At 48.5% G+C, this 24,229-nt stretch carries 20 protein-coding genes; 9 read left to right on the plus strand and 11 right to left on the minus strand.

Annotated elements, in window-relative coordinates; all coding sequences use genetic code 11:
* Positions 1-4: 4 nt before the first annotated feature.
* Positions 5-373 (minus strand): hypothetical protein, encoded by a 369-nt coding sequence (locus tag AC286M_RS20820; RefSeq protein WP_488206219.1) that lies wholly within the window; start codon positions 371-373, stop codon positions 5-7.
* 61 nt (positions 374-434) lie between these two features.
* Between AC286M_RS20820 and AC286M_RS20825 the strand changes: the two genes are divergently transcribed.
* Both AC286M_RS20825 and AC286M_RS20830 read left to right on the plus strand, forming a co-directional pair.
* On the plus strand, positions 435-926 hold the full coding sequence (locus AC286M_RS20825) for a helix-turn-helix domain-containing protein (RefSeq protein ID WP_488203817.1): 492 nt from the start codon (positions 435-437) through the stop codon (positions 924-926).
* Positions 878-1,465: a transposase gene (locus AC286M_RS20830; RefSeq protein ID WP_488203438.1), complete on the plus strand. Its 588-nt coding sequence runs from the start codon at positions 878-880 to the stop codon at positions 1,463-1,465. The genes AC286M_RS20825 and AC286M_RS20830 overlap by 49 nt, the downstream gene beginning before the upstream one ends.
* A gap of 182 nt (positions 1,466-1,647) precedes the next feature.
* Here the strand turns inward: AC286M_RS20830 and AC286M_RS20835 are convergent, their stop codons facing one another.
* The 4 genes from AC286M_RS20835 to AC286M_RS20850 are packed head-to-tail and all read right to left on the minus strand — an operon-like array spanning position 1,648 to position 4,344.
* Complete coding sequence (locus AC286M_RS20835; RefSeq protein WP_488206220.1) at positions 1,648-2,040, minus strand: DUF1877 family protein; 393 nt, start codon at positions 2,038-2,040, stop codon at positions 1,648-1,650.
* Entirely contained in the window at positions 2,037-2,480 is a 444-nt protein-coding gene (gene tnpA, locus AC286M_RS20840; RefSeq protein ID WP_488202591.1) for an IS200/IS605 family transposase, read from the minus strand. Before tnpA ends, AC286M_RS20835 begins: the two co-directional genes overlap by 4 nt.
* A 9-nt stretch (positions 2,481-2,489) precedes the next feature.
* Entirely contained in the window at positions 2,490-2,732 is a 243-nt protein-coding gene (locus AC286M_RS20845) for a DUF1877 family protein (RefSeq protein ID WP_488206221.1), read from the minus strand.
* A 13-nt stretch (positions 2,733-2,745) separates the two neighbouring features.
* Entirely contained in the window at positions 2,746-4,344 is a 1,599-nt protein-coding gene (locus AC286M_RS20850; RefSeq protein WP_488206222.1) for an alpha/beta hydrolase, read from the minus strand.
* A gap of 382 nt (positions 4,345-4,726) precedes the next feature.
* On the opposite strand from AC286M_RS20850, the gene AC286M_RS20855 reads away from it, so the two are divergent.
* The 3 genes from AC286M_RS20855 to hcp all read left to right on the plus strand — a co-directional run bounded on the left by AC286M_RS20855 (position 4,727) and on the right by hcp (position 8,087).
* Complete coding sequence (locus tag AC286M_RS20855) at positions 4,727-5,227, plus strand: hypothetical protein (protein ID WP_488206223.1); 501 nt, start codon at positions 4,727-4,729, stop codon at positions 5,225-5,227.
* Positions 5,220-6,374: a lipase family protein gene (locus tag AC286M_RS20860; RefSeq protein ID WP_488206224.1), complete on the plus strand. Its 1,155-nt coding sequence runs from the start codon at positions 5,220-5,222 to the stop codon at positions 6,372-6,374. The genes AC286M_RS20855 and AC286M_RS20860 overlap by 8 nt, the downstream gene beginning before the upstream one ends.
* A gap of 78 nt (positions 6,375-6,452) precedes the next feature.
* Positions 6,453-8,087 carry a hydroxylamine reductase gene (gene hcp / locus AC286M_RS20865; RefSeq protein ID WP_488206225.1) on the plus strand — a complete coding sequence of 545 codons (1,635 nt, stop codon included), beginning with the start codon at positions 6,453-6,455 and terminating at the stop codon, positions 8,085-8,087.
* Positions 8,088-8,270: 183 nt separating this feature from the next.
* On the opposite strand, the gene AC286M_RS20870 is transcribed toward hcp, so the two are convergent.
* The 6 genes from AC286M_RS20870 to hpsN form a co-directional block, all read right to left on the minus strand.
* Positions 8,271-8,951, minus strand: a complete 681-nt coding sequence (locus AC286M_RS20870; RefSeq protein WP_488206226.1) for a hypothetical protein — start codon at positions 8,949-8,951, stop codon at positions 8,271-8,273.
* Positions 8,952-9,060: 109 nt separating this feature from the next.
* Entirely contained in the window at positions 9,061-9,738 is a 678-nt protein-coding gene (locus AC286M_RS20875) for a hypothetical protein (RefSeq protein ID WP_488206227.1), read from the minus strand.
* Between the two features lie 248 nt (positions 9,739-9,986).
* The gene (locus AC286M_RS20880; RefSeq protein WP_488206228.1) at positions 9,987-12,956 is read right to left on the minus strand and encodes a cadherin domain-containing protein; all 2,970 of its coding nucleotides are present in this window, start codon (positions 12,954-12,956) and stop codon (positions 9,987-9,989) included.
* A gap of 216 nt (positions 12,957-13,172) precedes the next feature.
* Positions 13,173-16,220, minus strand: coding sequence for a DUF4347 domain-containing protein (locus AC286M_RS20885; RefSeq protein ID WP_488206229.1), 3,048 nt, complete (start codon positions 16,218-16,220; stop codon positions 13,173-13,175).
* Positions 16,221-16,995: 775 nt separating this feature from the next.
* The gene (locus AC286M_RS20890) at positions 16,996-17,661 is read right to left on the minus strand and encodes an SDR family oxidoreductase (protein ID WP_488206230.1); all 666 of its coding nucleotides are present in this window, start codon (positions 17,659-17,661) and stop codon (positions 16,996-16,998) included.
* Positions 17,662-17,760: 99 nt separating this feature from the next.
* Complete coding sequence (gene hpsN / locus AC286M_RS20895) at positions 17,761-18,735, minus strand: hormogonium polysaccharide biosynthesis glycosyltransferase HpsN (protein ID WP_488206231.1); 975 nt, start codon at positions 18,733-18,735, stop codon at positions 17,761-17,763.
* Positions 18,736-19,160: 425 nt separating this feature from the next.
* Here hpsN and AC286M_RS20900 point away from each other — a divergent pair, with 425 nt between their 5' ends.
* The 4 genes from AC286M_RS20900 to AC286M_RS20915 all read left to right on the plus strand — a co-directional run bounded on the left by AC286M_RS20900 (position 19,161) and on the right by AC286M_RS20915 (position 24,128).
* On the plus strand, positions 19,161-19,427 hold the full coding sequence (locus tag AC286M_RS20900; protein WP_488206232.1) for a hypothetical protein: 267 nt from the start codon (positions 19,161-19,163) through the stop codon (positions 19,425-19,427).
* A gap of 83 nt (positions 19,428-19,510) precedes the next feature.
* Positions 19,511-21,127, plus strand: a complete 1,617-nt coding sequence (locus AC286M_RS20905) for a cytochrome b5 domain-containing protein (protein WP_488206233.1) — start codon at positions 19,511-19,513, stop codon at positions 21,125-21,127.
* Between the two features lie 64 nt (positions 21,128-21,191).
* Positions 21,192-22,421 carry a type III polyketide synthase gene (locus AC286M_RS20910; RefSeq protein WP_488206234.1) on the plus strand — a complete coding sequence of 410 codons (1,230 nt, stop codon included), beginning with the start codon at positions 21,192-21,194 and terminating at the stop codon, positions 22,419-22,421.
* Between the two features lie 39 nt (positions 22,422-22,460).
* Complete coding sequence (locus tag AC286M_RS20915) at positions 22,461-24,128, plus strand: cyclic peptide export ABC transporter (RefSeq protein ID WP_488206235.1); 1,668 nt, start codon at positions 22,461-22,463, stop codon at positions 24,126-24,128.
* Positions 24,129-24,229 lie beyond the last annotated feature (101 nt).

Raw genomic sequence — 24,229 nt, forward strand, 5'->3', positions numbered from 1 at the left:
GCAATCACTGGTTGTAAAGAGATAATCCTAGTTGAAGCAATCCTGTAACGATTACTAAACCAAGTAATACGTTTGGAGAAATAAAGCTCGTAGGTGTGTACTCAAACCATGTTTGAGCCATATGCCAAGCAGCAAATAGATACGCTAGATTCAGCTCTAGCATATACACATATGAAAAAGTTCGAAGAATACGATACTGTCTTTTAGCGTTTTCTTCAGTAATTTTTACAATTTGCTGAAGGTATCCAGGATTACGACTAAAAATTCTAGCTATTAGCTGGACTAAGCCAGCAAAAACTAGAAGAATTAAGACTACAAAAAGAGCTATAGCTTTATTAGCCCATTGTATCGGTATGCCTGATACAGCAATCACAAATAGGTAATGAACGAGGGAGAATAGAATAAAGAGTTATCCTCACCGAAGTAAATCAGCCATGACCTCCCTGGAAGAATTTATCCAAAGTAATCCCTCTGCCCAAGAACTGAAACGCGCCTTGGCCGTGCAACTGCACCAGAGAGGTCAAAGCTATCGGGCGATCCGAGATATCCTACAGGTTTCTCTGGGATTTATTAGTGCGAGTCACCAGCGCTATGAAGAGCGAGGAGTCGAGGGACTGAAATCCCACTACTGGGGCACCCAAGGCTATTTAAGCGCCGAGCAGAAACAGGACATCTTTGAGTGGTTGCAGCAGAAAAACTGGTGGACACTAGAGGAGCTTGTTGAGCAGATTGAAGAGCGCTATGGAGTGCTCTATCGCTCAGCCCAAAGCTATACCCAACTGCTCAAAGACGCAGGGTTTAGCTGGAAGAAATCCCACTCGGTGCATCCGGGCCAAGAGGAGGCCAAAGTCGAGGCAAAAAAGCCGAGATTCAACAGTTGCTGGTCCAGTGGCGAGCCGAGATTGCCAGTGGGCAGGTGCGAGTGATGTTTCTCGATGAGTGCCATCTGCTCTGGGGAGACCTCCGTGGATATGGATGGAGTCGGCGCAATCAGCGAGTGGACATCCCCATTGCCTCCATTCGAGAGCGGCAGACCTACTATGGAGCCTTGGACTATTTGAGCAAGAGCTTTGTTATTCATGAGTATGAGGCAGGCAATCAGCACAATACCGTGGCCTTTCTGAAGTATCTTCAATCTCAGTATGATGAGTCCACTCGCTTTTTCATCATCTGGGATGGAGCCAGCTACCACCGTTCCAAGGTGGTTCGCAACTACCTGAGTCAACAGAATCATGGTACTCGAGAGCAGCACTGGAAACTCACTTGCATTCAGCTTGCGCCTAATGCACCCGAGCAAAATCCGGTCGAAGATGTTTGGTTACAGGCCAAGCGATTTAGTCGTAAATTTGCCCGCTTGTGCCACTCCTTTCGCTCGGTCAAACTCCTCTTTTATCTGGCGACTCATCTGCAAACCTTCATCTTTGAGAAAGCCTTCATGTATGGTTACTGTTCATGTCCTGTTTGAGATTGCTGTACATCCCATTGAATCGGGATTTTTGCAGGTAACCATGCCCAAGCCCCAAAGGGTAGCAGTAGCAAAAGACAGAGAAGCAGAAATGTTCCATCTACTGCTCTCTCCAACCATCTATCTGATTGAGAAAGAGGAAGTTTATAGTTCCGTAGTAATTTATTCATGCTAGCCAAATTTCATTCGAAGTAAACCAATATAACTTCGTCGTATTTGACAGCTTCGTCAAAGAAGGATATCAGCTTATTATAAAGGTCGAGCAGTAGCTGCTCGTAATCTTTCTTGCATTGCTCTACATCGCGGGACGAATAGCTATTTACTTGTAAATTCGATATTAGAGTATCAAGGCGTGAACGTATTTGATCCGTTGGGATTTTGCCCAATACATCGGAAATCTCAACAATCTCATTTGGCGTGAAATAGCGAATAGGGCCAAAACTCGCGTTTATTTCCATAGCTGTTCCACCCTTAATTACAACATGAAAGGGGGAATCCATATAGTTTTGATCGAGGTTGCCATAAAGCTCTCCAATGAAATACCCCGCCGCAAGCGGACGGGGTATCAGAATCAAAAAAGAGCAAGTTGATTATCCCGATGCAATTTGAGGTAATCTTTGCCTTGGGCTTGAACATATTTGGCGATCATTCCTTCATCCCCGTGGCGGCCTACTGTACTCGCAAAATATCCATCACTCCAAAACTCGCCTCCCCAAAGTTTCTGCTTCACTTGAGGGCATCGTTTGAAGACTTCTCGTGCAGTTAAACTTTTCAGCATCGTTACCAGTTTGGTCACACTATAGGTCGGCACGGACTGCACTAGAAAATGGACATGGTCTTTGTCCACTCCAATTTCGACAAACTTCACCTCGTAGCGTTTCTCGATTTCGAGGCAGACCTCTCGCAGAACCGCATCTACTTGCTCATCAAACACAACCCGTCGATACTTTGCTGGAAACACTAAGTGGTATAGCAAAACTGTTACGTTATGACTCTTGTGGATGTACTCACTCATTCTTAGATCTTACGCCGCAGAGCGGCGGGGAATGGACCCCAAGAGATTCAATAGAAAGTAAATTGCTCTCCACCATTTATCAAGTGTGAAATAGCGATCGTCAGATTCTAGCGCATCAACATAGCGATCTAAAACTTCGTCATCATCTAGATCTAAGTTCCATCCAAAAAAATCCATCGCCTTTTCAGGATACAACTGTAAATCTATAAGTTTATCAGGCTTGATTCGTTGATAAGTAAGATCAATTCCCATAGTCTAGTTGCACTCAATCTATATCGTACTCATCCTTAAAAGCTTCAATAGCAGCTTCCAACTCATCAGTTGACTCTTCGCTGATTACATAGATTTTGAACTCTTGATCCTGACTCAAATAAGCCGAATAATCGGATTCTAAAAACGCGCGATATTCAGGATTTTCGACTATGTAAATTTCGAAAAAGATAAGCGTTAGTGCATCTTCGTAATAGTCGATAATTGACGGGCTGGCTAAAGTTAAACCTTCAATTGAATTGATCGCATCCGTAACACCTGCATCTACTTGTGAGAAATCGACGTGGGCTTGGCCTTCAATTAGTCCTAAATACTTTTCTGAACTGCCCAACCAGGGAAATGTTTGAAACTGCTCGAATACGGCTGGTGTCGCTGGATCGTAGCTTCCGGCTGCGATCGCAACTGGAATGGTAACTTGGCTCAGTCCCTCTGGCCCGAAAATACTACTGTTCACCGGATTCATCGCGATCACTGCCGCCACGCGCGGGTCGCGAAAATCGTAGGTTTGCTGCGGCAGTTCCAGCGCCTCACACTGTAGGAGCCGAGAGATATTAATGTAGTTAAACTGAGCCGCACACTCTTGGGCCAAAAACTCAAAATCTGGTACCGCTCCAGCCAGCGCCAGCGCCGTATAGCCGCCAAACGAATGGCCAATTACGCCAACGTTATCGAGATCCAGCACTCCGTCAAGCTCGGAAGCACTCCGCTGCTCCAGCATATCGAGGACAAAGCTGATATCTTTTGGTCGATCAATAAACTCCTCAACTTGAAAAATATTGTTAGATAGCCCTTGACGAAACCGCTCAGCCTGGAGCAGATCACTGCCCGGATGCTGTGGCAGCGCCACCAGATAACCATAGGAAGCCAAGTGTTCCGCTCGTTTCCAGAAGGCTTCTGGGTTAGAGGCGAGGCCATGCGAGATCACGACCACGGGTGTTTGTTCAGATCTCGCCTGCTGCGGCTGAAACACGTCCACGTATAGCGTGCGATCGCGGCTTTCATCAGTCAACGTCCAGCGCTGGTAGGCAACCTCAAACGGGCCAAGCTGGCTGGGATCAGGCAGTGCGGCAAAATCCACGGGTGGATCGCCAACGGCCTCTGCCGTAGAAAGCTGATCCATCGTTGCGATCGCATATTCAGTTCCTTCTACGACCGTGGTAATGGCCTCACTCAGTCCTAACACCTTGTCGAGATCGAGCCGAATGTTAACGGGCAGATAGCGCAAAAAATTGAGCAGCGAGAGCCCTTGCTCATCATTGGCCGCCAACACCAAGGCAGAACGAATTGCGTATTTACTGTTCAAGCCAGCTTCCGTGCGGATCAGATCGCCTAAAAACTGAGTCAGGATGCGATCGCCAATATTGCTGCAGAAAAAGCGTGAAACCAGAACTGGATCGAGATCAACGGAGTTTTGTAAGGCCGCCCGAAATTCGGCCTGCTGAGTCTCATTCACGTTGGCTAAATTGAAATATGACTCTAATTCAGACGTGACAACTCCGGTTTCAGCAAAGGTTTCTAAAGACTCCAGTTCGATTGAACGCACAATCGGCCCATACTGAAATCCCAATCGTTCTGCTGCCGTAGCAGGCAGCATGGAGCCTATACTCCAAACAGCACCCAGTGCCAGAGTAAACGACCATTGTTTTACGCTCTGCTTTAGACGAATTCCAGTGCGAGTCAATCGATGCGGCCTAACCAGTGTGTTCATAAATCGCATACTCAGGCAGAAACTATCGTGCTGTCATAGCAATCCTACAGAGGTGAATTGCCAAAATCCTGATGCTAGGGAGCGAAAAATATAAAATCTCACACTTGCGCTCAAACCTTTCGGGTTCTGGCTTTGCAACATGCAAGATTATGAGAAATATAAAATGTTTGATCCAGTCTGGCTTTGAATGCGCAACTATTTGTTTTAATGTGTTCACGATAAATTCATTAACTGTCTCACCTCGCCTTTGGGCGTCAAGTGCGATCGCATGTCTCAAGCCAATCAAGACTTCTCGCTCGCTACCACCTCGGCGCTTGATATCTCGCAGCGCTATCAAGTCGTGCAGGATATGGTGATGGATTACGCATTGGGCATCGCAATTGTGGGGCTAAATCCGTTTCCGCAATTATTTACGCCCGTTTTTCTAGCCACCGTTGCCATCATTGGCAAAATGCTGTGGGATATTGGCCGCAAATGGCGCTTTGCTTGGCGAGGTAATCCACTTGTTCTTGCCAATACGGCTTTGGACGTCATTGGTGCGTTTACCATTGCCTTCCTCGCTTGGCTGACGCTAATTATCATTGGTACCTTTTGGCCACTATTCACACCGTTTGCGCTGGCTGCTGCGTTCATGACCTTCACGCTCAGTATTGGTCGTACGGCTAATCAGTTTGGCCTGAATGGCTATTTGCGGCGTGGCTTCAATCAAGATACGAAAGACCCTTCAGAGCCTGCACCAAGCGGGGAGGATGCGATCGCAGATGGCTAAGCTCACTCGTCGTCAGATGTTGCTGGGTGGTTTAGCGGTCAGTGTTGCCGCTACAGGCGTTCGTCAGTTTTTGCGCCTCAAGGCACAAGCCATTCAGCAGGCGGAAATTACCGATCTCGTTTTGGGTTCATCCGCCTATCAAACGCAAGCCCTAGAAAGCGCCTACGATGCTGATAAGGTCGTCGTCGCAAATATTGAAGAGATTAACGCATCGGTCAAGCTGCAAGCTCCCACTGTGCCCTACAGCCGAGAAATGTCGAAACAGCTCATCCTGTGCAGTCGGCTTAGCACTGAGCAGTATCTCACGGGTAAGTATGACTTGGATTATGAAGGTGCGATCGCAGCATTACCGACCTACAGCGATCGCTTGGCCGCCTACACCCAGGTAGCTTCCGTCATCGGCCCAGAAGAAGCCAATGTACAAGAACAGGTAGAACTCACTCCAGAAAATGCCAATGAATATATCGATCCGCTGAAGGCTAATTTTGATCAAGCTGAGACTTTAATTCGGGGATTAGCGGGTCAATCCGTCACGCTCAAATGGGCCAGTCCAGTTTACTGGGGATTTGCGATCGCATCGCCAGCGGCCAGTATTTTGGTCTATCGCGGCACGCAGCGGGGTAATGAGTGGCTACAGACCATCAATGCGGAGCAAATTACCTCTAAAGAGGAAAGCAGGTTTAAATTTGTCGGAAAAGTCCATCATGGATTTGCCAAAATCTACAGCGAGTTAGCCGAACCGACGCTGGCCGCCGTCCGTCAGCTCGATCCGTCTGTGCCGCTGTATATCACGGGTCACAGCTTAGGCTCGCCGCTCGCTACTCTGGCCGCAATGGATATTGCCCTGCGAGTGCCTGAACTGAAGGAGCAAATTCGGCTCTATAGCTATGCTGGCCCCCGCACAGGCAATCCAGAGTTTGCTGAAGCGCATAGCCAATTGATTCCCAATGCCTACCGGGTCATCAACTTGGCCGATCCAACAGTCATGGTGCCACCTACCTCAACCGTAGATGTGATCTATGCCCATGTCGGACAGGTTTGGTCATTTCCGGGACCAGGGGGAGACATTGCCCTCAACCATTTTGTCAGCACGTACCGCACCGCAATTGAAAATGAAACCGAAACGCTAGCGACCCGCGAAAATTGATCATGCTTTTGACTTAAGTCAAGGTTTTCTTTGAGCGCTCTCTCTAATCTAGAGACAAGATGAATGGAGAGCGAAATCATGTTCTGTAATCAGTGTGAACAAACGGCCCGTGGTGATGTCTGTGAACAGTGGGGAGCCTGCGGCAAAAGCCCCGAAGTCGATGCGTTACAAGATTTACTCGTACACTGTCTGCGCGGCTTATCCCAGATTGCTCTACAGGCCAAAGCCACTGGTATTAATACTCGCGAAGTCGATGCGTTTACCTGCGAGATGCTGTTTTCGACGCTAACCAACGTTAATTTCGATGCAGAAAACTTTTCGACGTTTGTCAACCGCACGATTGCTCTACGTGACAGCCTTAAATTGCAGTTGCAGGCGCTGGGACGCGAAAAAGTAGAAACTCCGCTGAGCAGCTTCTATCCCGCCAGCAGCTTGGCACAGCGCATTCAGCAAGGACGTGATTTAGAACTCGCGTTCATTGGTCAGTCCGGTAAAGATGTGGATGTGTTTTCGCTGAAGCTGACGGTGATCTACGGGCTTAAAGGTGTAGCCGCCTACGCTTTCCATGCCGCAGAACTGGGTCAGCATGACGACGAACTCTATCGCTTCTGTCACCAAGTCTTAGCCGAACTGGATACAACCGACAAATCGCTGATGGACTGGGTGGGTCGCGCTCTAGAGGTGGGTCGCATTAACCTAACCGCCATGGAGCTGCTGGATCGCGGCAATACGGAAACCTTTGGCCATCCAGAACCGACTACCGTTCCCCTGGGCTGGCAAGCCGGTAAAGCGATTCTGGTTTCGGGTCACGATCTGTTGGCGCTACGTGCGGTGCTGCAACAAACTGAGGGCACAGGCATCCAGGTTTATACCCACGGTGAACTGCTACCCGCACACGGCTATCCCAAACTGAAGCAGACCTATCCTCACCTCTATGGCCACTACGGAACGGCTTGGCAAAATCAAAATCAAGAGTTTGAGCGTTTTCCTGGCCCAATTGTGATGACTACCAACTGCCTGATGCCGCCCCGCGATAGCTATTGCGATCGCATTTATACGCTCGGCCCAGTTGGCTTTCCGGGACTGCGCCACAGCCATTTAGATGATTTGTCCGTCGTGGTGCAGCAGGCGCTAGAACTACCGGGCTTTGCGGAGGCTCAAGACCGAGGCACGGTGATGACGGGCTTTGCTCACAACGCGGTTCTGCAAATTGCCGATCAGGTGGTTGATGCCGTGAAACAGGGGCAGATTCGCCACTTCTTCTTAGTGGGTGGCTGCGATGGTGCGAAGGCAGGCCGCAATTACTACACCGATTTGGTGGCCAATGCGCCGGATGACTGCGTCATGCTCACCTTGGGCTGCGGCAAGTTCCGCTTCTTTGACCAAGATTTGGGCACCATTGGCGGCATTCCTCGGCTGCTTGATGTCGGTCAGTGCAACGATACCTACTCGGCGATCAAAATCGCTTCGGCTCTGGCCAATGCCTTTGAGGTTGACGTGAATCAGCTCCCGCTCTCCCTGGTTTTGTCCTGGTATGAACAAAAAGCGATCGCAGTTTTGCTGACGCTGCTCCATTTGGGTATCAAGAATATTCGGATCGGCCCCACGCTGCCGGCATTCCTTACGCCCAATGTACTGAAACTTCTGGTCGAAACCTATAATCTCCAGCTCATTTCAACTCCTGAACAAGATCTCGCTGCTTGTCTCGGCTAGAGTTTCTATTTAAAACTCGAAGGAGGTGATGATGCCGCCGCATCATCACCTCCTTCGAGTTTTGGTCGCAAATTGAAGTCTGGTTGAAAACTCGTCATCTATTTTTTGTAAAACGTTTGCAGGGCAAACGTTTTACAAAAAATAGATCGGGGTCTGACACACAAACTTGATATAAATATGAGACTATTGCGATCGCTGTTTCATCTCTTGATGAACCGTCATGCCAATTTCCAGCGCCTCGTTTAGCAATTGGGCATATTCCGCCGCCTGATGATTGACGCTGAGCGACTGTAACGTGGCCAAATTCGTTTCAATATTGGTAAATAGCTCTTGGCGGCGTTGAATAAAGCGCTGATGCTTCCGCAAAATTCGCTCCGTCATGAGACCACAGGCTAAACTCTCACGAGTGGCCCGCAGTGCCGTGATCACCTCATCCTGATTCGGCAAATTCAAATCCGCCGTCGGCACGGTATTCAGCTCATCCATAATCTGGAGCGCTTGAATAATGTCATTGTGACGATCCACTTCATCCAACAGCCGATGCAGAGTCTGCAAGCGTTTGCCCTTCAGCCAAATCATCACGTTCCAGACCATGGCGATGAATAAGGAAAGTGCGATCGCACTCAAAAATAAGAGTCGAGTCGCAACACCATCCATATTCCGCACAATGATTAAGCTCAGACCGAGACACAGGATAAACGCTACACCAATTTTCAGAATTTCTGATAGGCACAAAGACAAAATTCGCCGGGGTGATTGAAAGACGGATGGGCGAACCGTACCCGCGACAAATATTTCCCCGACATCCACATCCGTCAGCTTTTCAATATCTGCTTGGGTTAGCTTTAGTTCTGAAATATCCATTCGTGTATCTTGACAATAAAAAACTGATTAATGAACCACAAAAATGAACTAAACACCTAAATACACGTTTCACTTAAATACAAACTAAACCCTGAATGGAACCAAGTGCTTACCCAAATAGCAAACTTAAAATGCTGCGAATGACCTGCTGATAGAAATTTCCTTCAATGTCGCGAAACAATTGAAACGGCTCACCCGGTGCTCCAAAGAATGGGCGCAGCGTCCAGGCCAACTGGCTACCGACTAAACCATACAGAACCAGCCAACCCTTCAATAAATTAAACCGAGACTTCGTGGTGTCCTCATCGGATTTCATCAGCGTCAACATGCCCTTATAGAACATGCCCATGCCCACTACACCAGTCAGCCCCAAAATGGCAACATTGAGGAGCAAGAAAAAGTTGTATTCATGAATGGAAATCAGGAAAAATAGTGTAATCGGTGCAAAACTAAACAGCAAAACGCTAATGACGGAAACGCTAGTTAAGCTTAGCGTCAAATATTGCCGAAAATTGAGCTTCGAGCCAAACAAAATATCGAAGAAATACAGCGTTGGCAAACAGATCAACAGCGTCAATAAATAAAGCGCTGGCAGCTTAACTGCCGAAACAATCATTTGCTGCCAGCTATTCGATGCGCCCATGATTGCGCCATATACACCCAGAAAGATGGCGCTTGCGATCATCAGCGAGATAATCTTCTGCTCCAGCTTCAGCTCCTGTCGGACTTCATCCAGGAAAATAATGCGATCGCGCAATAGCGAGATTAAAACAGAAAAGTGTTTCATCGGTTTTCACAGAGACTGAGTAGTGACAAAGGATACAAAAATCCCGCCTACAACTACAGCCTCGGCACCAACAATTCCGGCTAACAACTGAAAGGGAAAGCCCGTCGCCGCTAAGCGGCGACGGGCTTTCCCTTTCAGTTGTTGATGTAGTCAAAGATTAGACTTTATTGAAAATAAAGTTTCTGAGGTCGGAAATTGTTTTGTAGCGCGGCTCCGCCGCGCTACAAAACAATTTCCGATCAGGTCTATTAGACAACTGGACTCCAGTTACCATCCGTGACAGGCGGCGTAATCGGTGCTGTACCGACCCGAGCACCGTTGTTATAGAACCAAACTGAAGTTTTACCCTCTACACTGTTGCGCCAGAGTAGATCGTCTGCAACTCCGTCACCATCAAAGTCAGACGCTCCTTCAATGCGCCAGTTCGGATCATCGAGCGGATCGAGTGCCTGCGTTCTCTTAGTGCCATCTGATTCAACAAACCAGACTACATTTTGGCCCGTTTCGTAATTACGCCAAATAAGGTCGTCTAGCTGCCCATCCTGATCAAAGTTACCAACACCCGCAATCTCCCAATCGCTACCTGGGACATTGTCTAACGCAATGGTGCCAATACGGTTGATACCGTTCATAACCCAAATTACGTTTTGCCCCGTTAGTTCATTGCGCCAAACCAGATCATCCCGAAGCGGACTGCTAGCAGAGAAGTCACCTACACCTCCTAGCTGCCATCCCGCTTCTGCAACAGCAGGTAGGCCAGCGGTTCCAACACGATTGGTGCCGTTCATGAACCAAACGCTGTTTTGACCCGTTGTAGAATTGCGCCAAACCAGATCATCTTGACCATCTCCGTCGTAATCCCCAACACCTTCAATCTGCCAATTTGCACCCGTTACAGGTGGCAGAGCGCCAACTTGGGTTCGAGCATTGCTGTCATCTAATAGCCAGATTGAATTCTGTCCTGTTACATCATTCCGCCATACAACATCCGGCAGCGCATCCCGATTGAAGTCTGGGAACTGCGAATTACCAATCACAGCTTGCTGTCTAGCCGATGTGGTAGCCCCATCTTCATCGGTAACCTGAACGCTGATGCTGTAGTTACCCGGATCATCATAGATATGACTGATATTTTCGAAGTCAACATCACCGGCAGGCAAATCCAACGTACTGGACGAACCATCCCCCCAATTAATTGTGACGGTATGTGTGTCCGCCGGATCTGGATCAACAAAACTACCATTGAGCCGATACGGTTGGCCACTCAGCCTTAAAGTACCCGGCTGAAGCAGCAAGTTTGCAGGTGGATCATTAGCGTCAGTTAAGTTGACAGTTACATTTCGAGTCCCAACTGCACCATTGGCATCAGTTGCGGCAACTAAGAGTACAAAAGTAGGCTGAACCTCAAAGTTGAGATCGCCAGCATCTGCAACTGTAATTTGGCCCGTATTGCTAATTGCAAAGGCTCTGGTGCCATCACCATCTACATCGCGGTTGCCATTGTTGATTGTCCAAGCTGTAATGTTGTCGCCCTCTGGATCGGTCGCCACTACATCACCCACAACCGTGCCATTAGCTGAATTTTCGATCACGGTTAACACCTGCCCCACGGGAATCAGAGGCGGCTCATTCACATTATTCACATTGACCGTGATCGTTTCCGTGTCAGAGAATTCGCCATCACTGACCTGAACCTGCAGCGTATAGCTGGTGGGATACGCTTCAAAATTCAGATCGTCTCTGTCAGCAACAACGAGTTCACCATTCGCGTTGATGCTAAATGCACCTGTGGAATCGCCGTCGTTATCGGGGTTGCCGGACAGAATCGTCCAAGTCAGCGCATCTTCTTCTGGATCAGCCGCCACTACATCACCGAATACGGTGTCGACGGGTGAATTTTCGTCAACATTGAAGACCTGATTCGGAGCAATGGCAGGAGCTTCATTAATGTCATTGAGGGCAATATTTACTGACTCTGTGTCCGTATTGCCAGCCGAATCAGTGACCTGGACATCAATTGTGTAGTTACTGGCAAATTCGTAGTTCAGATCTTCAGAGTCTTGAACGAACAGACGCCCTGTTTGTGAGTTCAAGCCAAACGCGCTGACTCCATCACCATCAACGTCTGGATTGCCGCCTACGATAGCCCAGGTCAGGGGGTCTCCTTCCGGATCACCAGCAGAAATAAAGCCAATTTCGGTGCTGATCTCGGCATTTTCATTAATGGTAAACGTCTGCCCAGACATAATGCTGGGTGGCTCATTCACGTTATCGACTTCAATGGTAACCGTGGCTGAACCCGTTTCACCTTCCTCATCAACAGCTCTGACGGTAAGGTCATAGCTAGACGTTGTCTCAAAATCAAGTTCATCTCCATCGGCTACCGTAATCAGGCCATTGGAATTAATCTGGAATAGGCGAATGCCATCTCCATCCGTGTCTGGATTATTAGCGGTGATAGACCAGTTCGTTACGTTGCCTTCTGGATCATTAACCATGACCATGCCAACTTCAGTTCCGTTGGCAGAATTTTCAGGCACAGTGAGGACTTGATCCGCTGGCACCACGGGTGGCTCGTTCACATTTGTCAACGTGACTGTGAAGTTTGTCACATCGCTAAATTCGCCATCGGTAACCGTCAGCTCTAAGTCAAATGTAGAATTCGCCTCGAAATCGAGATCGTCACTGTCAGCAATGGTAATTTCGCCACTATCACTAATCAAAAAGGCACTGGTGCCATCACCATCGGTGTCAACATTGCCGTTGGTGATTGACCAGTTCAACACCTCACCGATATCCGGATCGGTCGCTGTAACGGTACCGACCACAGTGCTATTGGCGCTATTTTCCAGTAGTGTTGCTGACAGTGTTTGGTCAGGATCAATCACAGGCGGCTCATTGACATCTGTAACTTCGACCTGAACAACGGCTGTGCCGACTTCTTCACCAGTATCTCCAGCCTGAATCGTCAAATCATATAGATTTGGCGCAGTTTCAAAGTCTAAATCATCTGCATCATTGACCAGAATTTGACCGGTTGAGTCAATGGCAAAGGCGGCATTGCCATCTCCATCTAGATCGGGATTTGACTCTGCTGTGATTGACCAAGAGAAAGTATTACTGGGTTCTCCTTCTGGATCAGACACGCTAACCTGCCCAACAGGGGTACCGACTGGGGAATTTTCAGGTATGGTAAAGAGCTGATCGGGCACAATCACAGGTGGCTCATTGACATTGTCGATCTGAATTGTGATATCAGCCGTATCACTAGATTCACCATCACTGGCTTGTACTGTGACGGTATAGCTCGTGTCGTCAGCCTCAAAATCCAGATCTCCACTATCGGCAACGAATAACGCGCCTGTTGTGCTATCAATGCCAAAGGCAGCTACTCCATCCCCGTCATTGTCAGGGTTGGTGCCGCTTTCAATGGTTCAGCTAGTGACATTTTCTTCCGGGTCGAGGACTTCGACCATCCCGAAAAAGGTGCCGTCGGGCGTGTTTTCGTCAACGCTAAAGCTTTGGCCATCCGGAATATCCGGTGGTTCATTTTCGTTATCAACTTGAATCGTGACCGTGGCTAAATCTGTATTGCCTGCTGTATCCGTTGCGCGTACTGACAGGGTGTAGCTGGAGTCTGTTTCAAAGTCTAAATCATCTGGATCTGCCACAAAGATGGTTCCCGTACTGGCATTAATGCCAAACGTAGGGGTTTGGTCGCCATCTGGATCGGGATTGCCTCCTAAAATGGCCCATGTTAGACCGCCAACATCAGCCTCATCTGGATCATTGCCGGTGATGGTGCCAACAACGGTGTTGAATGCTGCTGATTCGCTGACCGTAAAGGTTTGTCCGTCCGGAATAGTGGGTGACTCGTTTACATCATCTAAGTCAATTTGAATGAGCTCTGTGGTGGTTGCACCAGATTCATCAATGACGGTGACTTCAATGCCGTAGGTGGAAGTTGATTCATAATCAAGCTCATCTCCGTCTGTAACGGTAATGGTGCCTGTGCCATTAATAGCAAAGGCGTTGATACCATCACCATCGGCATCCGTGTTGCCACCTGTGATTGCCCAAGTCGTAATATTGCCTTCCGGATCATTGGCTTCGACTGTGCCAACGACCGTACCGTTTTCGGCATTCTCTTCTACGGTCAGAATTTGCCCGACTGGAATGACAGGCGGTTCATTAATGTTATCGACTTCAACCGTAACGGTGACCTGATCTGTTAGTTCACCGTCGCTAACTTGCACTTCGAGGGTATAAGTTGAAGTGGTTTCGAAATCAAGATCATCGGCATCTGCGATCGCAATTTGCCCCATGTCATCAATCGAAAAGACAGGCGTTCCATCCATGTCTGGATCTAGGTTGCCACTGATGATTGACCAGGTTAGCGTGTCCGTCGGATCGGGATCGGTCGCATTGATGGAGCCGATAACTGTACCAGTTACTTCATCCTCTGCCACTTCAAATGTCAGATCTTGGCCCGGATCAATTACTGGCGGATCATTGGCATCCGTGACCGTGATGGTAAAGGTTTCCTGATCGCTTGCACCTTGCTCATCGGTTGCTTGAATCAGCAGGTCAAATGAACTATTGGCACCTTCAAAATCGAGATCATCGGCATCATTGACAGTTAATGTACCTGTTGCTGGGTCAATTGCGAAAGCCGCATTGCCATCTCCATCCAGATCTAGATTGCCATCCTCAATCGACCAGGTAATCGTACTGCTGTCGATATCATCCGCCAGCAAAATGGCAATTTCATCTCCAGCTATAGCCGACTCACTAACTTCAAACGCAAAATCCTGCGTCGGATCAATTACTGGCGGATCATTAACTGGCGTAACGACCACTGAGATATTGCTGGTTGTACTGGATATGGCAGTGCTACCACCATTGTTAGACGCGTTGGTCACTACTAGAGAGGTTTGCCCAACCGTAAAACTTCCCCGATAGCTATTATCAATCGCCCGAACCTGCAAGGCTGGGGGTGTACCGTTGTAGTTAGCCGCCGGTCTAAACCGAAGTAGCGTATTGGCTGCTAGCACTAAAGCGGCGGTATTGCTGACGCTTGGAACATTGAACCAATTAGTGCCGCCATTGGTTGAATACTGCCAGCGTCCCTGCGTGGTGGAATTGGCTGGATTGCTTATGACGGCAATCCCTGCCAACGAACTATTAGGGTCAATATCGTTAAAAACGGGTGCAACTAAATTCGACACAGAGGTGCCAGTTGGATTGAGCGCATCTTCATCAACTGCAGGCAGCGCAACATCGCCCAGCAAATTGGGAGCATCATTCGTAGCAGCGACATTAACCGTAACAGCAACGTTATCGGTTGCACCATCATCATCTTGAACTTGCACCAGGAATGTTTCAGAACCGCTAAAGTTTATTCCTGGCGTGTAGCTGACAACTCCGTTAGCATCCACCGAAGCCGTCCCGTTTTGAGGCGTCTGGACAACCTGCCAGGTAAATGTATCGTCGCCTGGATCGGTCACCGTTAATGCAACTGTACCAGATGTTGTCGTATCTTCTTGAATCGTAATTGTTGGATTTGCTTGGTTAATAAGGGGTGCAACATTATTGATCGTGAATGAGGCAGTCGCCGAATCAGTTTCGTCAGTCGCCGTATCGTTAACCGTTACGGTGATTGCATACGGCGCTCCATCCGGAGCATTATCTACATACTGGTGGTCAACGTTAAAGAAGAAAATACCAGTGCCATTCCCATCAACGTCCCCTCCATTGATCACGGTGATATCAGTCGTGGTTTCATCACCCCAATCAATCGTTGCGGTGTAATTAGCCGGGTCAACGCCATCACTATCTCTAAACGTTGCATTCAGCGTGACAGTTGTTCCTTCGTTTTGTGGCGAACTTGGATCAACCGCAACGTTAGTAATTTCTGGTGCTACAAACGTTGATGTGTAGGTATTTAACGTTTGAGTCGTAAACGCGAGTGTGCGTGGTTCATGGGCTAACGCACCAACAACTTGATCGAGTTGCCAATCTCCTCCCTGTTCTGCATTTCCCACTAAGCGCTGAGAAGCATGAACGGTCGCCTGAGTCAGATTCTGTAAGTGAGTAAGTAATTCTGAACCCGCATCTCCCAAAGCAACTCGGCAACCATACAAGAAAATATGGGATGCCGACAAACCCCATTGACTCAACTCTGCTTGGTATTGTCGAATCGTGTCTAAACTGAGCTGTTGATTTCCTAGATATAAGCAACCTGGCGAACCATGTGACACAACGTGCAGTGCAACTGGGATATCGCTCCCATAGTCTGTTCTGATGCGCTGCAGGATGTGGGCAATCTGCTGAATACCATCGGCTTGAGCATCCAGTAAATAAACAGCAACCCCAGCTTTGGCTCCGCTGAGCAAATACTGGTAATCGTTGACCCCTGGATCAATAATTAAAACCTGAAGGGCGGTCGTAGAAGCATTGGAAGGATGAAGAGTAGTAGTCATAGCGTTTTTTGATACAGCACTACAGAGATTGACGGGTTGCAAAGACCAATACCCATCAGATAGCGATTTTCGGTAGAAACCAATAAACCATAAACGCAGTCTGCGAATTTGATTTCTAGCTGTTACTTATGTTTACGTCTGCTGTGTCCACCTACGTCTAAGCAACTGCGCTAGCAGCTGTTTACTTTTTCTGCCAACGTTTTTGCAAGAGCAAAGTTAAGTATTTTACAAACGGGAGTAAGTATAGTACAAACTCCTCAGCTCGACATTTTTTGCGATGAAATAATTTAATCTTAGATAGAAACGATTAAAAAACTTTGATGTCTCTATCGAGAACGCCAGCGTCTAAATCTGTCCAAAGGAGTAGTGTCGAAAACCATTGGATGACATAAAATGCGCTAAATCCAGCGTATGCCCTAAGTTTTGCAGCTTAGGGCAGCATTTGAAATGCTGACTTGGCACTCCTACTTCGTGAGTTAATCTGATTTCGCGAGTAATTCGCGAGTAATAAGATTGTAAACTCCAATTTTCGTTGAATAGGGGCAGTTAGCAGCATCAGCATTTTCGTGTGCAGCTTGCCAAGAAAAAACAACCTTCTCTGCTGCCACTATTGCAAAACGTAAGCAGTAGAAAAGATTGTGGCTCATGTTCAGACAATGTGAAATCGATACCTAAACCTGTCTATTTCAAGATGGGTTTGCACGTTCTTTGAACATGAGCCAAGATTGTTTGCTTAGCTACATTACTGTTGTATAGCAGTTAGTATCATTCCCTTTTACCAAGGGATAACTTCGCCGTTGCTGTGCCAGAATGTGCCTGTATTTTCCATCGATAAGGCATCAATTCTTGCCAATAAACCCTTCACGGCCTCTTCAGTGGTAATTCCATTTTGGGTAAAGCCAGTCATGCGGGTGCTAACCAAGCCGGGATGCAGAATAGCAACGGCAATTCTACGCGGTTTCAAATCGTGGGATAACGATTTGCCTGCCATGGATACGGCCACCTTAGACATCCGGTAGCCATAGGAGCCACCGGATGTATTGTCTTCAATTGACCCCATGCGACTGGTCATGACTGCAACTTTACCGCCATCTCGGATCAACGGCAGTAAAGCATGGGTCAAGCGCAGAGTTCCGATCGCATTTACCTCAAACTGCTTGCGGATACTGGCAAAATCCAAATCATCTAGGCTAACGCGTTCGAGAATACCAGCGTTGTTGATTAAGACATCCAGCGTAACGCCCTTTAGTTTCTGAGCTAGCTGAGCAACCGATTCATCCGACGTGATATCGATATCGGTTTCAACCCGCACTCCCAGCGAATCTAGCTCTTCCGAAGATACCCGACACACTGCAATGACATCGTCACCACGCTGCTGAAGCTGCTTGCAGTATTCATAGCCAATGCCACGGTTGGCTCCGGTTACTAGATAAGTCGCCATATCGTACTCCAAGTCAAACGTTAGAATACTAAACTCCGGGTATAGCCTACTGCAACTCTGCCACCAAAGTCTCTGCCCTAAGCCGTAGCATTGTCGTGATCAAGCCCAGAGTCGCGTATAGACTTGGCCGTCATCCCAAATCGATTTGATTTGTGTGCCAACCGCGCTGAAGAAGCCCCAGAAATAGAATACGCCGCGTACTGCAATCTTCAAAGGTGAGCCGCTCTTATGGCAAGGTGGACGGCCCAACACGTGACAGTCAAACAGTCGCCAATACAGCCGCAGGCACTGCCCTACAGTCAAGTGCTTAAATGACATCAAGAAATGATTGTGGTAATGTGTGACCTGGTATTTTAGCGATCGCGTACTGATGTCATGACAGCCGCCCGTTGGTTCACCTAAATGGATCAGTACCGCTTGGGGGTCGTACCAAATCTGATAGTCTGTATGTCGAATTTCGAGGCAAAAGTCGGATTCTTCCCGAACGGCACTGCCCCGGAAACGCTCATCAAACCGTAGGCCATGCTGGGTAAAGATCTCCCGCCGAAATGACATATTGCAACCGCGGGCTGAAATTACGGGTTGCGGTTGAGTCGTGTGGACTAAATCAAGGTAATACCAAGCGATACCAGGATCCATTGCTTGGGGCGGCAAGTACTCTTGAGTGAACCCATCCGGTGAGTTTTCCATAATCATCCGGTCAAGCACTCGTCCGGCCACCGCACCCACCTTAGGCTGATCGATAAAGTTCTGGGCGTGAGCCTTGAGATAGCCTGGTTCCATCCGCACATCATCATCAATAAATACAACGATGTCGCCAGTTGACTGGCTGACGCCGTAGTTGCGCGCTCCCGGTAAACTGGCCCACTTGAGCCGCAGCCAGCGAATTTTGCCTTGCTCTTCTAAACTGCGCAAGCATTCAGTCGTCTCTGGCTCATGCTCTTGGGTCTGATCGACAACCAACACTTCAAAGGTGGGATAATCCTGCTGCAATACGTCCATCAGCGTGTCCCGCAGCGGTTCTTCGCGCTGATAGGTGGGGACAATCACAGAGATAGAGGGCCAGTTTGTCATAGCTCAAGATAAGGATTTAGGGCGAGGTTCCACTGATAAGATACCCATTCTGTGAGCATGGGCGACATCTTGCACGGAGAGTCTCAGACTTGCTCTCAATCCCAGACTTGCTCTCAATCCCAGAAAGGTGATGTTGTCGCCGTGAGTACTGACGGGCTGCTGGTTTCTATCTAACTTTGCAGAATTCTGCAATGAAAATTGCTGAAAAGAGCAATCAAGCCTGCCTGAAAACGTATTCAACTTCGCAGAAAGATTCAATCACTGTAAAAAGAGTCTGGCTTAGGTTGTGTACAGAGTGAGATGCCATAAGGATAAGAGTTCCCAATTAATGTTGGAATCTAACTGACTTTTAATAACTCCTTTCCATCATTTTTTGACTCACGGGTCACTAGCTAAAGCCGCATTCTCTAGCCGGAACAATCGCCATGTTTTCCTCTAAGCCTATCTTTACGCCTCATGTTCAAGTAGAACTTGTGTATCTGCAAGCAGATTTAGATAATCTCCTGCTTGATCTGCTGAATCGGATTGATTCCAAGCTTGATCCGGTTCAAAAGGCCACTATATTACATGACTTTGAACATTCTCATGATCGGCTGAAACGCTACGGGCTGATCTGGCCAAAACCCAGCATCCATAATCAGTCAGGAATTCTATATTCAGATTATTGTTGCGAAATTCAGGCAAAGTTGTAAGCAGCACGTGTTCTACATAAACAGTAAATCGAGTTTTATTTACAAACTTAACGCCGTCCACTTTTCCTAGGGAATTAAGTGTAATGAGTAATAACATCAAGGCTCAAGTCCTAGAGCGCCAAAGTGCTGAAAGTCCCCAACAGCTTGAAGATTTAGAATCAGTTGATACAGTTCAAACAGTTAATAGTTCTAACTCACAGACTGCTCAGAAGCCAATTGATCTGCCTAATCTTGACCCGAATTTACAGCAGAACAATTTAACTCAAAAACCAGCAATGGTTGCACCGGAACGCACCAGTACATTGATGCCGAATGTTTGGGTGTATGACGGTGATGCCTATGATTTAACGGAATTTATGACGAAACATCCGGGCGGCGAATTCTTCATTGGCCGGATGAAAAATCGCGATATTACCACACTGGTTAACGTGCTGCACCGGAATCCAGCCAAGGCCAAGCAGCGGCTCAAACAGTATGCGCTGGGCCGAAAAGCTACGCCTGAAGATCTGCATCCCAAATGCAATGCGCCACCGTTTTTATTCAAACCCGATTTTGACGGTCGCGTGGATACGCCGACGTTTGATTTTGACAATCCTGACCAGTTGCTCAACCGAATCCGCGATCGCATTAATCATCCCACCGTTCAAGCACAAATTGCCCGTATGGATGTTTGGTTTGATGTAACGGCTGTGGTGCTGCTGGTGATGTACGTAGCGGTGCAGGTATTGCGACTTGGGTTAACTCCTTGGATGCCGCTTTATCTATTTGTGCCGCTGATGGTAGTGCTGCGAATTGCCCTGTCTGGGGTTGGTCATTACCTCAACCATCGGCCAATGGTGGGGTTCAATAAGTTTGCCTGTCATGTCTTTGATATTAATTACGTACCGATGGCGTTTGTGGTGGTTGATGGTCACACGCTGCTGCATCACCCCTACACGCAAACGGATGTTGATGTGAAGCAAAATGTCTTCACGGCCATGATGGATTTGCCCCGCTACTATCGAATTCCGCTGCATACGCTGCACAAGTTGGGGCATGTGGTGACGGGCATGTTGATGCGGATGGCTGAGCTGTGCATTAACGGCGTAAAGTACGGCGTAGAAGACATGTATGGCAATCGCCAGCGGGCGTTTCCTCACTATGCAGGACTGGTGGCAATGCGGCTGTTGCTGCTGGGCGAATGCGTCGTATTTGCGCTCAACGGTCAGTTTTGGGCTTGGTTGGCTCAGTTTGTGGTGACGCTATGGATTAGCACATTCATGATTGTGGCCAGCCATGATTTTGAAGATGATCAGACCCATACTGACGTGAAGGCAGAATCTGATTGGGCAGTTTGGCAAATCAAGACATCCTATGACCTGACGATGGTTGGCAATAAATATATTGACTGCTTTTTGTCTGCGGGTTTAAGCCCCCATCGCGTGCATCACGTTCTGCCGTACCAGCGTAGCGGATTCGCCAACATTATCAGCGAAGAGATCGTGCGAGAAGAAGCCGCCAAGTTTAATCTGCCCTGGCATCCACCCAAGAACTTCTTTTGCGATCGCTTACCGCTAATGTCTCGGCACTATCTGCTCAGTCCCTCCCGCCAAGCCAAAGAGCAGAACCTCAACATCTGGCAAGAACACTTCAACCCAATAGCCCTCAAAACAGCCGTTACCTACGTCTACAAAGGCATCATCGGTATCGGCTCAATTTGAAACTCCCTCTCCCCCTCTCCCCTTTTCTTATCTCCGCATGAACATTCCTATCTAAGTTATCGCCATGACTCCCCCCGTTTCTCAAGTTAGTCCTTCCATTGGCCGTCTCGTTAATCACTCAGCTTCTCCCGTAGGAACGCATGGTACTCCGCCAAAACACCTGCCGTCTCAATCGGAGCTGCCTCGACCGACTCGCCCTATTCACACTCCTGTCCCTGTGATTGAACGGCTGGCTACGGGTACGCCGCAGCACTTAACGCCTCAAGCCGAGGCCGCACGGTTTGTTACAGGATTGCCGCATTTGAAGCAAAACTGTCACCGCATTGAGAAAATTTACGGCAATACCCGGATTAATGCTCGCCATCTAGCTATTGACCTGCTTTCCAATGAAACTGTGGCTTTCAGCCGTCGAGCAGGCACGATTGAATCCCGCATGGATAGCTTTAAATACTATGCGGTGCCGCTCGCTGAGCAGGTGGTTAAACCCGCACTGGCCGGAATTGCCCTGGAGTCGATTGGACTAATCGTCTTCGTTACCAGCACCGGATTTGTCGCTCCTGGTGTGGATGCTGAGCTGATTGAGCGGCTGGGGCTGCGGCGTAATATTGCCCGCGTCACGGTTAACTTTATGGGCTGTGCGGCAGCGATGAATGGGCTGCGGGTGGCCTGCGACCACGTCAAAGCCTATCCCCATCAAAAAGCGCTGCTGATTTGCTTAGAACTGAGTTCAATCAACGCCACGTTTGACGACGACATCAATGATGTGATTATTCACAGTATTTTTGGTGATGGCTGTGCAGCGGCTGTGATTGGCTGTCAGGAGACAGAAGTAGCTCACGCCAGCGGTCAAATCCTAATCCGCGACCACCTCAGCTATTTGGTGGAAGACACGCAGGATGGCATCAGGCTGGGGATTCGCGATAACGGCATTACCTGTCGGCTGTCGCGCTCTCTGCCGGACTATATTGAAGCCGGGGTGGGGCGAGTGATTGAGAATTACCTGGCAGCACACCAGCTCAGTAAAGCCGACATTGACCTGTGGGCCGTGCATCCCGGCGGCACCCGGATTATTCAGAAAGCCCAGAGTTCACTGGGTTTGACCGATGAGCAGGTGGCCTATAGCTGGGGTGTGTTGCAAGAGTACGGCAATATGCTGAGCGTTTCAATTCTGTTTGTGCTGCAGCGCATGCTGCAACAGCGTCACCTGAAGTCAAATAACCAGCCAGCAACAGGTTTAGCCTTTTCCTTCTCGCCCGGTGTGGGCATAGAAGGAGCCTTATTTGAAATGGCATGAAACACAATTTGCGTCGGTCGGTGAGTTATTACAAACGCCATGAGATATCTAACTTTTCTGTTGAAAACCGCCTGGATCGAAATCGCCACAGCAACGCTACTGGGACTGCTCAGCGGTGGGCTGAGTGCCAAGCTGATTGCCATGATTAACCGCGCCATCCAGCAGCCTAACCATCAGGAAGGACTGCTGCCGTTTGCGGTGCTGGTCTGCCTGACGCTGGCGATTGGGATTACGTCTCAGTTCATTTTGATTCGGCTGTCTCAGGATGCCATTTATCAACTGCGGCTCAATTTGAGCCACGATATTTTACAGTCGCCCCTGCCACATTTAGAGCGATTGGGCAGTCATCGGCTGCTGGCCTCGCTGACCGATGACGTGCGGACGCTGACCCACACCGTTTCAGTGATCCCAAATCTCTGTGTGGATTTAGCGACGATCGCAGGTTGCTTAATTTATCTGGCTTGGCTGTCGGGCTATCTGCTGGTGCTGCTGGTGCTAGTTGCGTTGGTAGCAATTTGGGCCATTCAGATCACGATGCGGAAGGCGCAGCACCTGTTTGAACTGGCTCGTGAAGAAGAAGACCATCTGTTTCACCATTTTCAGGCGATCACTGATGGAACCAAAGAGTTAAAGCTCAATCGCGATCGCAAATTGGACTTTTTCCATCATCATTTGGCCTACAACGCCAACATCATGCGCCAGAAGACGAAACACGCCATGAAAATCTTTGCGGTGGCGGATGGGCTGGCCCAGTTTGCGCTGTTTGCTATTCTGGGCGTGATTTTGTTTATTGCGCCGCAGTTGATTGAGACGCCAATGCCGCTGCTGGCCACCTATGCGCTGACCGTGACCTACTTGACGATGCCGTTTCAAAACCTGCTGCATCGGCTACCGGAACTGCTGCGTGGCCGCGTGGCGCTGCGAAAGCTCGACCAGATGCAGCTTGCTCTGGCCCATGAGCAGGAACCGAATGCTGCTGATCCCCGCCCATTTTTGCAGTCCTGTCAGATTGAGCTGCGCCAGGTGCGCTATCACTACCAGCCCTATGGAGATGAGCATGGTTTCACGCTTGGCCCCATTTCCTTATCCTTAGAACCGGGACGCATTACCTATCTGATTGGTGGTAACGGTAGCGGCAAGTCTACCTTGGCGAAAATTATTACGGGTCTCTATCTGCCGGATGCGGGTGAATTATTGCTGTCTGGTATGCCAATTACAGAAGAGAATCAGGACTGGTATCGGCAACATATTTCGGCTATCTTTTCTGATTTTTATCTATTCGATCGCTGCCTCGGTTTAGAGGGCGTTAATCTCGATCAAACCGTCAATCACTATCTCCGACAGCTTCAGCTTGATCATAAAGTTCAAGCCCGCGATGGCGTTTTATCGACCACTCGCCTATCTCAGGGACAGCGCAAACGGCTGGCGTTGTTGACCACTTATTTAGAAAATCGGCCCGTTTATGTCTTTGATGAATGGGCTGCCGATCAAGAACCAGCTTTTCGAGAACTGTTCTACACCGATATCCTGGTCAAACTAAAGCAGCAGGGCAAAACGGTAGTGGTCATAACCCATGATGATCGCTATTTCTATTTAGCGGATCGGCTAGTGAAATTAGATTATGGGCGAGTTGAAGAAGCAGATGCAGAGACTGTCAATCGATTGAGCCGTCGGCCAAGTCATTCACCGATATCTAGTCACTTGTAGATCTCAGTTTAGTACTCTATAAATTAAGTTTTGATAGTTGATGTGCCGCGCTCCGCGCGGCACATCAACTATCAAAATTCATTAAAACAAAGGCAAATTGT

The organism is Thainema salinarum CENA647, from assembly GCF_057732415.1.